The organism is Moorena sp. SIO4E2, assembly GCF_010671945.1.
GTDB classification, from domain to species: domain Bacteria; phylum Cyanobacteriota; class Cyanobacteriia; order Cyanobacteriales; family Coleofasciculaceae; genus Moorena; species Moorena producens.
Map to the genome: position 1 here is coordinate 1 of NZ_JAAHIE010000164.1, position 13,696 is coordinate 13,696.

The 13,696-nt window shown below is 44.3% G+C and carries 10 protein-coding genes; 6 read left to right on the forward strand and 4 right to left on the reverse strand.

Going from position 1 to position 13,696, the window contains the following annotated elements:
- The coding region (locus F6K37_RS17810; protein WP_287251416.1) for a pentapeptide repeat-containing protein at positions 1-390 on the forward strand (390 nt) is incomplete at its 5' end.
- 58 nt (positions 391-448) lie between these two features.
- Here the strand turns inward: F6K37_RS17810 and F6K37_RS17815 are convergent.
- Positions 449-766 carry a hypothetical protein gene (locus F6K37_RS17815; RefSeq protein WP_008180708.1) on the reverse strand — a complete coding sequence of 106 codons (318 nt, stop codon included), beginning with the start codon at positions 764-766 and terminating at the stop codon, positions 449-451.
- Between the two features lie 327 nt (positions 767-1,093).
- On the opposite strand from F6K37_RS17815, the gene F6K37_RS17820 reads away from it, so the two are divergent.
- The 4 genes from F6K37_RS17820 (at position 1,094) to F6K37_RS17835 (ending at position 8,471) form a co-directional block, all read left to right on the forward strand.
- Positions 1,094-4,219 (forward strand): DUF1574 family protein, encoded by a 3,126-nt coding sequence (locus F6K37_RS17820; protein WP_008180706.1) that lies wholly within the window; start codon positions 1,094-1,096, stop codon positions 4,217-4,219.
- 290 nt (positions 4,220-4,509) lie between these two features.
- Positions 4,510-6,048: an MBOAT family O-acyltransferase gene (locus F6K37_RS17825; protein ID WP_287251418.1), complete on the forward strand. Its 1,539-nt coding sequence runs from the start codon at positions 4,510-4,512 to the stop codon at positions 6,046-6,048.
- Positions 6,049-6,188: 140 nt separating this feature from the next.
- Complete coding sequence (ccsB, locus tag F6K37_RS17830; RefSeq protein ID WP_008180701.1) at positions 6,189-7,283, forward strand: c-type cytochrome biogenesis protein CcsB; 1,095 nt, start codon at positions 6,189-6,191, stop codon at positions 7,281-7,283.
- 201 nt (positions 7,284-7,484) lie between these two features.
- Entirely contained in the window at positions 7,485-8,471 is a 987-nt protein-coding gene (locus F6K37_RS17835) for a KGK domain-containing protein (protein WP_008180699.1), read from the forward strand.
- A 257-nt stretch (positions 8,472-8,728) separates the two neighbouring features.
- Here the strand turns inward: F6K37_RS17835 and F6K37_RS45545 are convergent, their stop codons facing one another.
- Both F6K37_RS45545 and F6K37_RS17845 read right to left on the reverse strand, forming a co-directional pair.
- Complete coding sequence (locus F6K37_RS45545) at positions 8,729-9,031, reverse strand: RNA-guided endonuclease InsQ/TnpB family protein (RefSeq protein WP_008180697.1); 303 nt, start codon at positions 9,029-9,031, stop codon at positions 8,729-8,731.
- 73 nt (positions 9,032-9,104) lie between these two features.
- Complete coding sequence (locus tag F6K37_RS17845) at positions 9,105-9,965, reverse strand: RNA-guided endonuclease InsQ/TnpB family protein (RefSeq protein ID WP_287251420.1); 861 nt, start codon at positions 9,963-9,965, stop codon at positions 9,105-9,107.
- Between the two features lie 115 nt (positions 9,966-10,080).
- Here F6K37_RS17845 and tilS point away from each other — a divergent pair, with 115 nt between their 5' ends.
- Positions 10,081-11,094 carry a tRNA lysidine(34) synthetase TilS gene (gene tilS / locus F6K37_RS17850; protein WP_287251421.1) on the forward strand — a complete coding sequence of 338 codons (1,014 nt, stop codon included), beginning with the start codon at positions 10,081-10,083 and terminating at the stop codon, positions 11,092-11,094.
- Between the two features lie 161 nt (positions 11,095-11,255).
- Here tilS and hmpF read toward each other — a convergent pair whose 3' ends face one another.
- On the reverse strand, positions 11,256-13,019 hold the full coding sequence (gene hmpF / locus F6K37_RS17855) for a pilus motility taxis protein HmpF (RefSeq protein WP_044492395.1): 1,764 nt from the start codon (positions 13,017-13,019) through the stop codon (positions 11,256-11,258).
- Between the last annotated feature and the right edge of the window lie 677 nt (positions 13,020-13,696).

Genomic DNA, 13,696 nt, shown 5'->3' on the forward strand with positions numbered 1-13,696 from the left:
GCTCAATCTCGGACTCCCAAAGCCCCTCCTGACTTGAGTGGTGCTGATTTTAGCGGAGCAGACCTCAAAGAAAGAGACTTCTCAAATCGGAATCTGCAATCCGCTAATTTAAGTCAGGCTAACCTAAAAGATTCCTTTCTCCATCGGGTCAATCTTGCCGGGGCTAACCTCGAAGGTGCTAATCTCTTTAGAGCCAATTTATTTCAAGCTAACCTCAGTAATGCTAACTTACGAGAGGCTAATCTGATTGGAGCTGATTTGAGTGGAGCTGATTTGAGTGGAGCTGACATGAGTGGAGCTAAAGTGGGTTCTAATGGTAAGCTCTTGGTGAAACTGACAGGGGCAAACCTAAGGGGGGCAGTTTTGCCCGATGGCAGTATCCACGACTAGGAGCAACTTTGTAGTACATCCATAGCAAAAACAACAGCAAATTTGAAGTCAATTTAAACTATTGATCATCTTGATCATCCCTTTCCAAATCTGGGAAAGGGAGAACAGGCAATCTCTGCCCTCGAAACACTTCCTCACTACTAATACCTGTAGCTTCTAACCATGAACCCATAGCTTGTATTGAGAGTATACCTAAAAGCATTGGAGCAGTCCCTAGACTTACGAAGAATTTTGTGGGCATTTCTAAATTAAACAGGTCTGCTGACCTGATTTCTGGTATTTCTGGTTGAGAAGAAGACATCTGGGTTATTTTTAGTACAAATGAACTAAACAAAGCCAAAAATTTCACATCGGGGCACAAGAGCCAGACTTCCACAGTAACTCGATTTTTATCTATTTGTAGGGTCTCCCTCCTGAGACTACTAGATAAGGGCGTTTCCCAGTTTGGCGTAAGTCCTGTTGACTCCAATATTACCTGGGATTTACCTACTGAGTCTCAAAGCTGCTTTTGTCAGCGTTCATTTGTGTAGCCCCCCTGTTTTAGAGTCTGGGCTGCTGAGGATTTCAACCTCTATTGTCAGCTAAATGAATTTTATTTGCCCAACAAATAAGTAGTCTTCAGAAAATTGTGCTTAAATCAAGGCGAGCATCTAAGATATGAAGAAATCATTCCTCCGTTACCAGTCCAGTTAATCAATTTGTGATGTTGGATGTCGATCAGAGTCTCCCAAAAGCTCCTCCGCCCTCCCTTGCCAAGTGGGCTTATTGTGCCATTAGGCAACCTGGGTTATCCATACGAATCCGTTTGCGAGGGAACAATTTGCACATTCTGTGTGAACACCCTCAGGGAGTAGAAGCCAATAAGTTAGTCAACCGCCTTATCAAAGCCCTGAAACTGCAACAGGGAGAAGTTCAGTTTCCCCTAGACTTAGCAAACCCGATCTATCAAATAATTGTTTATGGGCGTCGAGTGGGGCAGAAGCGTCCAGACTGGATTAAGCAAATCGCTATCAAACTACCGACCGATGATGCCACTAATGCTTCTAACCAATCTTCCCAGACGTCTTTCGACGCCATAACCACTGATACTGATGCGGACTTAACTGTCTCAAACGAAAGTCTTGCCCGTTCTGGTTCTCCAGATGCGATCGCTCGTTATCTCAGTGAATCCCTCAGTTACCTAGGTGTCAGTGTTAAAGTCCGGATCCAACACCAAGATTCCAAAGCTAGAAGATTTTCCGGGGCAAGTTCTAACCTTAAACAAACTAACCTTCACCCTTCACCCCCTAACCGACGGCTCTGGATAATTTGTAATTCTAACTACAGCCCCGATCCCTCCTTACTATCTGAGCCCATCATCGACCGGTTACATTCCTTGCAACTCAAAGGGTTTCGAGATGCCCTGATTTGCTTTCAGGTAAGTGGCGAAGCCACTCCTGATTGGAAGCTGCGAGTAGATTTGACCCCTCCAGAAGAAGTCCTCAAGGAATGGGCTCGTTGGGGAGATGTAGAAGCAATCCAGCGGTTATTAAATCAGGGGTTAGCAGCGGTAGGAATAACCGTTAGAGCCATTCTTAAAGAAACCACCCTACATGTATTTTCTAGCTTCATCCACCGCCGAAAAACTATTGCCCCAGAAAAAGAAACCTTAGTCAGTACCATTGCCTCAATACTCGATTTAATCGCTCCTCAAGGTATCCAGGGTGCCACTATTTATGGTGTAGAGTCAAGTCAGTTCCCTAGTCAAACCTTACTGTCTCAGGAAGCTGACTCTCTCCAACCCCCCTTGGGAAAGAATGGTCAAGCTGCCAACAATTCCTTACTGCCAGAAACCGAATCCCCAGCCTGGATTCACTGGCTCAACTTACCAGCAGCAGACCACCAGAGTTTAGGAGAATCCACCTATTCCTTAGCCCAAACAGGGCATCACGATGCCTTGACCTTTTTGTTGGAACGCTTACTTAATCCCGACATTGACCAACGATTGGTAACAGGTGGAGTAAGGGTAAAAATTCGCCGTAAACAAGACTTGTTGCACATCATGAGCGAGGCAACGGTCTGTCCTCGAAAATCTAAGGTCACTCGAAAAATTACCCGCTTCCTAGAGCAGCTGGCTATGTCGGAAATTACTGGGTTGCGGCTCTATGGACGTCGCGCTGGTGCTACCTCCCCCTCCTGGAACTATGGAGTTGATTTTGTTCATCGACAGCGTCTAGTCCCAGAAGCTACCCCAGAGTTTGCTGCCTCAGATGCCTACCTGAGTGATTTGGTAACTCCCAGTGGGGAACCAGTACTGCGTCGTGATCTAACCCACGACGATCTCAACCAGGGTTTCAAAGGAGCAGTTGATGGTTTAGTTTACATACTCCAGCGTTTGCTATGCTACTCTCAGCTATTTGTACCAACTGTAGAAAACCAAGACATGGCAGCCTTCTCAGACAAGAGACAGGCTAGGGGAAAATTGTCTATCCAAGGCGTAGCAGTAGGCATGGTATGGGGCGTAGCAGGATTACTACTAACACTGATCACAGATTGGCGCTTTAGTGAGCTGCTACAGTCTCAAGCCTCACCATCAGCAGAAGTAAAGGCAGTGACGAACTCATCACCCAAACCCATTGCTTTGCCCCAAATATCTTTGCAAAAAGGGGCGGGTCTCGGGACTGAAAACTTCAATACCTCTGGGTTTACTGCTCCTGGGGATACCATGGTGATTGTGAATGAAAACGGCAATGCTACCATGGCAGCCATGCTGGCCGCAGCGCGATCGCCCAATCCTTCATTCAATAACCAGATGTTAGATGAAAAGCTAGCTCTGTACCAACAACGCCTGCTTCAGAGTGGTATCCCTGATGTACTGATTATGGGCAGTTCCAGAGCCATGCGGGGAATCGATCCCATTGCCCTCCAAAATGCCTTGGAAGAACAGGGCTATCCTGGCATTGACGTGTTTAACTTTGGGGTTAATGGTGCCACAGCTCAGGTAGTAGACTTCATGGTTCGGCGCGTCTTAACTCCGGAGCAACTGCCTAAATTGATTATTTGGGCTGATGGGGTCAGAGCCTTTAACAATGGTCGAGTTGATGCTACCTACAACTCGATTATCGCATCACCAGGCTACCAAGCTCTAATGGCAGGAGTTTTTCCGAACCGCACTAAACAACCACTATTACCGACAGATGCCACAGACCAACCTCTAGAGGTTTTTAATGATAGTTATCAGTTAATCAGTGACTGGCTAAATCAGTCAATAGCCAAAATTTCCTTAACTTATCCTCACCGAAGCCAGCTCAAATCTCTGTTACGGGAAAAGTTGGTTGACCTAGAAAAGTTCCTCCAACTAGACACAACCGAGACTGCCAAAAAGCCTCAAAAGACATTATCCCCAACCTGGAAAATTGACTTTGATGGCTTCCTTCCCCTGTCAACTCGTTTTAACACCGCTACCTACTACCAGAAACATCCTAAAGTTCCCGGTATTTATGATGGTGATTACCGGTATTTTCAGCTAGGAGGTCAGCAAGACAAAGCCCTAAGAAATTTGCTGGAATTTGCCCAGAAGCATGACCTTAGTATCGTTATGGTCAACCTACCCCTGACTAAAGAATATTTAGATCCAGTGCGGAGCAAATATGATAAACAATTTCAGCGATACATGTACAACTTTGATCTAGAAGGGGGATTGATTTTCCGAGATTTCAATAAGATGTTGCTAACTAAACATGACTACTTTTCCGACCCCAGCCATCTCAACCGCTATGGTGCTTACCAAGTTTCTAAGCAGTTGGCTAAAGATCCAATGATGCCTTGGTCATTAGTCATTAGTGATTAATAATTAATTATTAATCAGTTTTAAATTAACGAACAACCAATAATTATATAGCGGTTTGCAACCCGCGCTAATTACAATAACAACAAGTAGTCAGTAGTCAGTAGTCAGTAGTCAGTAGTCAGTAGTCAGTAGTCAAGATTCGTAATTATACTTAACCTACACGCAAACCGCTATAACTATTCAAACGGAAACGATATGTAAGCATATGCGCTACGGGCATATGCTGATGGCTGATAGCTGAATGCTTACACACTATCAGGCAAACATCCTTCACCCTTGATCTTTAAAAAATGTCATTTATTTCGATTACCTACAGCTGTTTCTTGCTAGCAGTTTTGGGAATCTACTGGTTGGTGCAATCTTCTACAGCTGCCACAGGTTCTCCCAAACTAAAACTTTTGGTTTTATTAAGTAGCAGTCTAATATTTTATGCTTCACTACAAATCCAATACATTCCCCTGTTGGTGTTGATTACCCTAATTAATTTTTACTTTGGACAAGCACTTGGAACGAATACAGTTTCTGGTTCCCATGCTACGAATTATCATCTCTCCAATGAAGAATGGCTATTGGCTGATAGTTTTTGGAATAACCGACGGTCAAGACTACTGTGGCTAGGTATTTTCCTAAATGTTATCTTTTTGCTCGGCTTCAAGTATATTCCTTTTATGTTGTCAAATTTGGCAGTAATCATCAACTTTACCATTGCCCAAGATGGGGCGAATTGGATTAGGGATAACTTAATTGTTCCTCTAGGAATATCGTTTTTTATATTTGAGGGCATTGCTTATCTCATTGATGTCTATCGTGGGGCTCCAGCAACTCGTAATCTCCTCCAGTTTGCTGCTTATAAGTTGTTTTTTCCTAAACTTATTTCTGGTCCAATTACTCGTTATCATCCGTTTGCCCTTGAACTTAAAACCTTACAATTTCCAAGTCTTGATCGAGCAACAGAAGGACTTTGGTTGATTACATCTGGTGCGATTAAAAAGGCACTGTTAGCCGACCACATTGGGATTTTTGTTGATTTGTGTTTTGGCAATATAGAACGGGCTGGTAGTGGAGATTTATGGTTAGCTATCTTTGCCTACGGTTTACAACTCTATTTCGATTTCAGCGGCTATGTAGACATTGCCCGTGGTAGTGCAGTGTTACTGGGCATTAATCTTCCAGAAAACTTTGATTTTCCCTATTTCAGTATCAGCATTGCGGATTTCTGGCGTCGCTGGCACATCACTCTAGGGGATTGGATCCGTAACTATCTCTACTTTCCCTTGGGCGGTTCCCGTAAAGGGGTTGCTCGTACCTGCGTTAACCTATTCATCGTAATGGTCATTATTGGTATCTGGCATGGAGCAGCTTGGGGATTTGTAGCCTGGGGTGGCTTGCATGGTCTAGCCTTAGTCCTTCATCGCTTGACCGAAGCTTTCTGTGAAAATAGAGATGGGATAAAACGTTGGTGGCAAAGTTGGTCAGGGGTCTTGGTAAGCTGGTTTTTGACCCAATTTATGGTGTTTACTGCCTGGATTTTTTTCCGCATCCCCAATCTCAAACAAGCCAGTTTAGTCATCCAGAATCTCTGGGGTCACCCAGCTGACATCCAATTTGGTCAAAAAGTCTACTTAACCGCTATTGGTATGGAACGCTTCTGGGTGCTTCTCCTGTTAGTTAGCTTAGCAGCCTCAATGGCTGGGGTTTACAGTATCCGAAGGGGTCTGAAATTACAACTCAACTGGCCGGTGAAGTTGTTGTTGGTACCAGTAGGTCTCTACGTAGTTTGGTTGTTTGCTCCTCAGAGTGGTCTGCCTTACATTTATTTCGATTTTTGAACTTAAACTATTTCTGCCCTAAAGACGAACTCACACACTAACCCACTAGCACTCTATCAAAAGGGGCACATCGAACCGATAGGATAGTAGTAATGCTGCAATAATATAAGCTTTATACAAGACTTGAGAGAGAACGCTTTATGGATCTGGTTACACTCCAGAACAAATTAGATAATATTTCCTTTTTCGTCCTGTTTGTGACGATGTTAATTTACTGGGTAGGAGCCGCTTTTCCTAAAATTCCTTATTTGTCACCCTTAGGAATATCAGGGATGGCAACCGCCAACCTTTGCACTGCTACCTTACTCGGAGCAAGATGGCTAGAGGCAGGCTACTTCCCGATCAGTAATCTCTATGAATCCCTGTTTTTCCTGACCTGGGGAATTACCACAGTTCACCTAATTGCTGAAAACATGAGTCGCAGCCGATTGGTAGGGGTGGCTACTGCACCAGTCGCCATGGGAATTACCGCGTTTGCCGCTCTATCCCTACCACCAGACATGCAGGAAAGCGCTCCATTGGTACCTGCTCTGAAATCCAATTGGTTAATGATGCATGTTAGTATCATGATGCTTAGTTACGCTACCCTGATGGTAGGTGCCCTGGTAGCGATCGCATTTTTAGTGATTACCCGTGGTCAGAACGTGGAACTGCGAGGAAGTTCTGTCGGTACTGGTGGCTATCGCAGCAAGAATAACTTACCGAATAACTTACCAGGGAATTCCAATTTTAAACTACAGCGCAACGGTAATGATCCAATTTCTCAGGCTGTAGTTACCTCTGATACCTCATCCCCTTTAGCTGAACTGGGACAGAGTAATGCAGCTAGTACTACAGCAGTGCTCGATTTAGTAACTACCCCCGACTCACCCCTACCATCGGTATCCACAGCACCCACCCTCTCACCCCAGAGGCTTAGTATTGCCGACACTCTCGATAATATCAGCTATCGTATTATTGGGCTGGGGTTTCCTCTGCTCACCATTGGGATTATTGCCGGTGCCGTTTGGGCAAACGAGGCTTGGGGTTCATACTGGAGTTGGGACCCAAAAGAAACCTGGGCATTAATTACCTGGCTAGTGTTTGCTGCCTATCTCCATGCCCGCATTACCCGTGGCTGGCAAGGACGCCGACCAGCAATTTTGGCAGGGACAGGACTTCTAGTTGTTTGGGTTTGCTATCTGGGAGTCAATCTATTGGGTAAAGGCTTACATTCCTACGGCTGGTTCTTCTAAGAACTATATATTTCCGTGATTGAGTGCATGCCCTAAATTGCTTCTACTGAAAACCCGCTTTAATGCCTAGAGGCATCGGGGAATTAACCCTAGGAAACCGACCTTTGCCTCAAAGGAATAGTTAGTTCAATGGTTGGGCAATGAAACTCCTGCCCTCTAGGCATGGAAGCTTATCGAAAAGTTTGATCGGGGAAAATAGTCGTGGATAATCAGTTCAAGCCACTCGCTGTTGGTGAAGTACTATCAGTGGATGAATCTGCTCAAATCTTTATTGGTAACCGTACCTTTAGGGTCGGTGAATTCTTAGTTGCTATCAAAAAGAAATTGGTAGAAGTCTTAGGGGATGAATGGACTCCAGAACAGGAAAGTTGGTTTAGCGAATCGGGTATTCCTTGTGAAGTGTTGCAATTTGCTGCTAATGACTGGCAGCAAGGCAAGGTAAGACTTAATCTAGAATTTTGCCTTGTCGAGACTCAGGATAAAGTTGATGATATATCAGCTATTGGTGGTGAAACATTGCAAAGCACATCAACCCAGGTAGCAGAACAGCCAGACCTCCCAGAGCCACAAACTAGCAATGATTCTGGATTGGAGCTTGGAGTTGGAGCAGCCACAGCCGCTGTGACTGCTACTGGAATATCAGTAGCTGAAGCACTGGAGGAAGATGCCTCAACTGCTATCTCCGATGAGATGAAACTTCAACCAACACTTGATGCAGATGAAGACATTGCTATCGATCAAACCCCAACCAGTACTGAAGATGACTTTGATTTAGGAGACTTTTCCGATAGTCAGGAAGATATTGCTATCGAAGAAACCCCAAGCAGTACTGAAGATGACTTTGATTTAGGAGACTTTTCCGATAGTGAGTCGGAAAGTGAGGAAGATATTGGTTTTGAACAAACCCCAACTAGTCAAGAAGATGATTTTGATTTAGGAGACTTTTCCGATAGTGTTGACGAAGATATAGAGTTCGTAGAATCACCGACAGCAGCGGAAGAAGATTTGCTGGATTTGTCAGCAGTATCAACAGACAGTAGTAATGATTTTGATCTCGGTGAAATGTCTGATGATAGTGATGAAGATATGTTTCAACTGGACGATATTTCCTTTGATGAGGAATCAGAAAACGGTGATGATAATTCCCTAATGGATGATGTCTGGCAAGAAATGAATGAGCTTAAATAAGCTGAACTAATAGTCTATTGGTAAATGTTGACATGGGAGCATCGTAGTGAACAGGCCGATTTCAAAGCTTTTAACAACCTTGAGCGTTTAGAATTTATAGGATTCTAGGCTATCCATGACCTACAAAATTCAAAATTTGACACTCCCCGGCCTAAAAGGACGGGGATTCTTTGCTCAACGACCCGTCTTGCTCAACCAGACCGGAGTCAGGAAGAGTAGAGGACAGATCTCCCAAAGCGTATCGGCTTTCGCCGACGCTACGCGAACAGATCATGGATCCGAGTTCCGGTGTGCCCCACCGTACTGAAGGCTCTCTTAAGAATGTTGATGGCTGCATTGTGGTCTCTGTCTAATTGACAACCACATTTGCAGGTATGAGTTCGAGTTGACAAATATTTTTTGACAACTTCACCACACTGGGAACAATTCTGGCTGGTTAAAGCCGGATTAACTGCAACAGTTATCCGACCAAACTTAGTACCAAAATGTTCCAACCATTTTCTGAATTGATACCAACCTGCATCATTAATAGACTTGGCGAGACAGTGATTTTTAACCAAATTCCTAACTCTTAGATCTTCGTAGGCGACAAGGTCGTTAGACCTGATTACGCAACGTGCCGGAGACGAAACCTTAGAAGAGTGCAGCCTTACAACAAAACCTGCCACCTTTGATGCATAGCCTACCAACTATAAAGGCTGCACTCTTCTTGCGGTAACTTCTAACCAGTCTTTTGGCATGTTCTTCACGTTGTCTACTTATTCTAAGATGCTGCCTACCTAGTCTATCAATGGCTTTCTTTCGGTTAGCAGAGCCTTTATTTTTACGAGAAACTCGGCGTTGATAAAATTTCAACCGTTTCTCGCCCTTACGATAAAATCTTGGATTTGGTTCTGTGTTTCCCTTTGAATCAGTGTAGAATTCTTTTAAACCCACATCAAGTCCCACATTGGTATGGGACAGATCTAGAGATTCTTTAATCTCAACTTTTACACAAAATTGAACATAATAGCCATCTGCGCGACGAACCAATCTAACTCGTTTAATCAAATTTTGGTCGTAACGCCATAACTCCCAGGTTCCCTTAAGCAATAGTAACCCGATACCTTTTTTGTCTAAGAATTTTAGAGACTTGGTATCAGGTGAAAGTTTCCAGCCTGATGTTTTATACTCAACTGACCGAGAAAACTTTTTAAACTTGGGATAACCCTTTTTGCCAGGGACTTGTTTTTTACACTTATCGTAAAACCTAGAAATTGAACTATAAGCTCTTTCCACCGAAGCTTGACAGGCATGAGAGTTTAAGTCTGTGACAAAAGGATATTCAGATCTCAGCCACGTGTTATAGCGATACAGGTCTTTTTGTCCTATCCCTTTGTTGTCCATCCAGTAACGGATGCACTTATTTCGTACAAACTGACCAGTGCGTATCGCCTCATCAATGGCAGCATATTGAGTTTTATTCCCTTTGACCTTAAATTCTAAGACGATCATTTTGACGTGGGATAACCCTACGTAATATTATAGCACAAAAGCCGTCGGACGAAGGACGGGGCTTGAGACCCAAATTTTTGGTCAAAGTTTTGGATAACTATTCATAACCACTCTAATGTCTGAGATACCGAGTTGGACACCTCTTCATGCACGGCTACATAGAACCCTGCGGCAAAAGAAGCTACTACCAAAGAATCAGCAGGTTTTAGTAGCCGTATCCGGTGGGCAAGATTCCCTTTGCCTAAGCAAACTACTGCTAGATTTACAGCCCAAGTGGAAATGGCAGCTAGGAATCGCCCACTGTGACCACCGTTGGACCTATGATGAGGGAATTTCCCTTCATGTACAGCAAATTGCTCAAAGTTGGGGGCTTCCATTTCATCTACGAATTGCCCCTGAAGTGAAAAAGAGCGAATCAGCAGCGCGGCAGTGGCGTTATCAAGCCCTGATTGACATTGCCCAAACTCAAGGTTACGCCACTGTTGTCACTGGTCACACAAAAAGCGATCGCGCTGAAACAGTCCTCTATAACCTGATCAGAGGTTCAGGGACTGATGGCTTGCAAGCTTTGACCTGGGAACGACCTCTTGCTCCTGGAGTACGTCTGGTGCGTCCCCTACTTGACACATCCCGTAGCGAAACTCTCCAGTTTTGCGAGCAGCAGCAACTGTCCATTTGGGTAGATGCTTACAATCAAGACCTTAACTATGCCCGTAACCGCATCCGCCAAGAGCTAATACCCTATATAAAAACCCATTTCAACCCACAAGTTGAGACAGCCTTGTCCCAAATTGCTGAAATCTTGCGAGCAGACGTGGAATATCTGGAAAACACTGCTGAGCAAATCCAGAAGCAAGCCATGGCAGTACCTAGTTTAGAGGAAGATCCTGGTAGCAATAGCCCTCCACGATTAAATCGTCTGGTATTACAGCAAGCTCCCCTAGCTCTGCAACGTCGTGTGATTCGGAAGTTCCTTCAGGAAAACCAAACCAAAGCCCTCAGCTTTGAGCAAATCGAAGCCGTGACTGGTTTAATTGCTGCTCCCAACTGCTCTCGAACGTCATCCTTTCCTGGTGGAGTAACAGCCTTGGTAGAAGAAGAATGGATTATTCTTAATACTGAAGTATGAAGTATGAAGTATTAACTATAAAGATTAACTATAAAGTATGAACTATGAAACAGTTCTATCTCTTAGTTTCTGATAAATTTTTCTTCTTCAACCTACCCTACAACGAATCGCCTTGGGGGAGCAACATTCTAACATTCAACATTCAATATTAAACCTTAAACCTAAGAAGCTGCCAACTCTGGAGATTGGCTTAAGCTACTGATGATTTGGGATATTTGAGCGATCGCTTGTTGTTGAGAATCACCTGTTTCCTGGATTTGATTCAGAGCATTTGCGATCGCCTCCAGCTTCTGTCGAAGTTCATTGAGAGCATCTTGCAATGGCTGTAGGGTTTCTTCATAGATATCGACTTTCCCCCAAAGTTGAGCTACCTTCACCTGATTGGATAGCCAACTTTCCTCCCAATTTTTTACCTGAGCCAGCTTAGCATCCTTTTCTTGGGTTTGTTGATTCATCAATTCTTCAGCTTCGCTAACCCTAAGGCGCATCTGTTCAATTTCTCGTTCTAGTTGTTGCAATTGATCTGAGTGTTGTTTGCACTGTGCTTCTAGTTCGAGCAAAATTGGTCCTAAGTCAATTTTCTGGTTTTGTTGACCATTACTATCCACAATTCCTTGCCGCAGTCGCAACACTCGTAGGTGCTGATTTAGAATTTCTTCTCGTTCCCATAGAGTCCGGCGTTGACCCACCAAGGTTCTGTCCAGCATCTGGTAACGGTCTTGCTCATCTGCTAACTGGGTTTCTAGACTAATACGATCATACTCACTAGCGACCCTAATCTGTTCTTGTAGTTCTTCAATCCCTTGGTGTTGGAGTGTTAGTTCTTCTTCTTGGTCATTGACGAAGCGTACAACTTTTTCCAAATCCTGCTGCAAATTCTGAACTATATCCTGTAACTCACCCAAGGGCATTTTTTCTAGTGCTGCAATATCCACCATTTGGCTAATCTTGACATCCCCTGATGTTGCTGCCATTCGAGCCAGTTCTTGGTATAACTCTTGCTGAGTTTGGAGTTGCAGACTCACCATCCTAGCTGATTCGAGCTTGATCTCTAGATTGGTTTGCTGCACTTGCATTTCGCGGTTTGCCTGTTCACAGGATGCTTGTAATTGTTGTAACTTTTGGGTTTGATGTTGGACTTCCTCCCCGTGACCCTCAACGTCTGCTTCCAATTTTTGAGCTAATAGACGCTGTTCATTTAACTGCTGCCAGTGAGTATCCAACACCGAATGCTGATGCTTGACTACTTCCAAGGCTTGATTCAGTGGTTCCCAGACAGATTGTGTTGATTCTAATCCTCCTGATAAGCGATTGAGCAATTGCTGAATCACACCAGCCTGCTGAGCATCTAAACCAACAGAGTATTGACCCTCTGAAACTTGCTCTTCTAAGCGTAGCTGCTGTCCCCGGAGTTGTTCCCAAGCACCTTCAAGCTCCTTACTTTTACGCTCCAATTCTTGTCTGAGTTTAGCAGTTTCTGCCTGAGTACTTTCCAGTTCTTGGCGTTGTTGCTCTATTCTGGAAAAATCCTCCTCCATCGTTTGCATCTGCTCAAGCCGCGCTTCCATTTCCATCTCGCGACGGTTGAGTTCTTGACTTTGATAGGTCAAAGATTGCTTCCACTGCTCAATTTCTTCTTCCTGGTTTTTTGACTTTTCTAGCAAGCGAGAGAAATTTTGCAACAGATTGACTAACCTTCCCCCCGCTGCCTCGATTGTTCCCTGTATTTGTCGATTCCCACTCAGGTTAACAATCACCAACGCACCATCACCAAAGTTATTGGCTTGTTCTGTCGGAAGCACTTCCTCCCCAGACACCTTATTCCAACTCTGGTCAGTCCGCTGAAAAGCCAGCAGTTTAAGTTCGGCCTGAGCTCTACCCATAAACCCAGTTTTCTGCTTTCTTACCTCTGCGAGATACAGCACACTGATCGTCCTCTTTTACTTTTATTGTGCCCAATTCTTGATTAACACATTTGAACGCTTAACCCCTTTGGGGTTGCAGGATGGTAATTTTCGGAGATTATTGGTCAACCGACCTAGTTTTGATCCTTAAGGCTATTAATCCTTTAAAGGATGACGGCAGTCAGTATATTTAGACACTTAACCTATTTTAAGGTATTGCCCAGACCTGATTTACCAGTCAATAAAGGTGAGCAGAATAGAAATAGATTGATGAGGATAGTCTTAGGAATCTTCCCACAGGGGGAGTCTAGTTTCCCCAACCGGTCTAGTTTCCCCAACCATAGATTTTATCCACCCAGAGGGTCGAATTTTCTAGATTGAACATAACATCTTACCCCATCACTTTTTTCCCTTGTGCCTAATCCCTACTGAATGCTTCCCCCACCTGCGTTCGCGAGGTGGGGGTATCCGTCTTGATTACAAGGTTTTATCCCTCGCGACAGGCGGCATCCTCGCCGAACATCCAGGACTTTTGCTGGCATGTTCCCCCTCGTTTCCGCTATGGGGCTTAGTTAGAGTCGATGCCTCCGATTAAGGAGGGCACCTCTCCTGTCATACCATACGTGAAAGTTTCCCCTCATATGGCTCCTAGATCTTCTCTCCCTTAGGAGTGCTCCAGTGAATTTGCTGGTGACAGC

Bases quoted from the DNA above. Each gene is read 5' to 3' on its own strand.
- F6K37_RS17845 (WP_287251420.1), bottom strand. From the start codon at position 9,965: ATGATCGTCTTAGAATTTAAGGTCAAAGGGAATAAAACTCAATATGCT.
- ccsB (WP_008180701.1), top strand. From the start codon at position 6,189: ATGGATCTGGTTACACTCCAGAACAAATTAGATAATATTTCCTTTTTC.
- F6K37_RS17825 (WP_287251418.1), top strand. From the start codon at position 4,510: ATGTCATTTATTTCGATTACCTACAGCTGTTTCTTGCTAGCAGTTTTG.
- tilS (WP_287251421.1), top strand. From the start codon at position 10,081: ATGTCTGAGATACCGAGTTGGACACCTCTTCATGCACGGCTACATAGA.
- F6K37_RS17820 (WP_008180706.1), top strand. From the start codon at position 1,094: ATGTTGGATGTCGATCAGAGTCTCCCAAAAGCTCCTCCGCCCTCCCTT.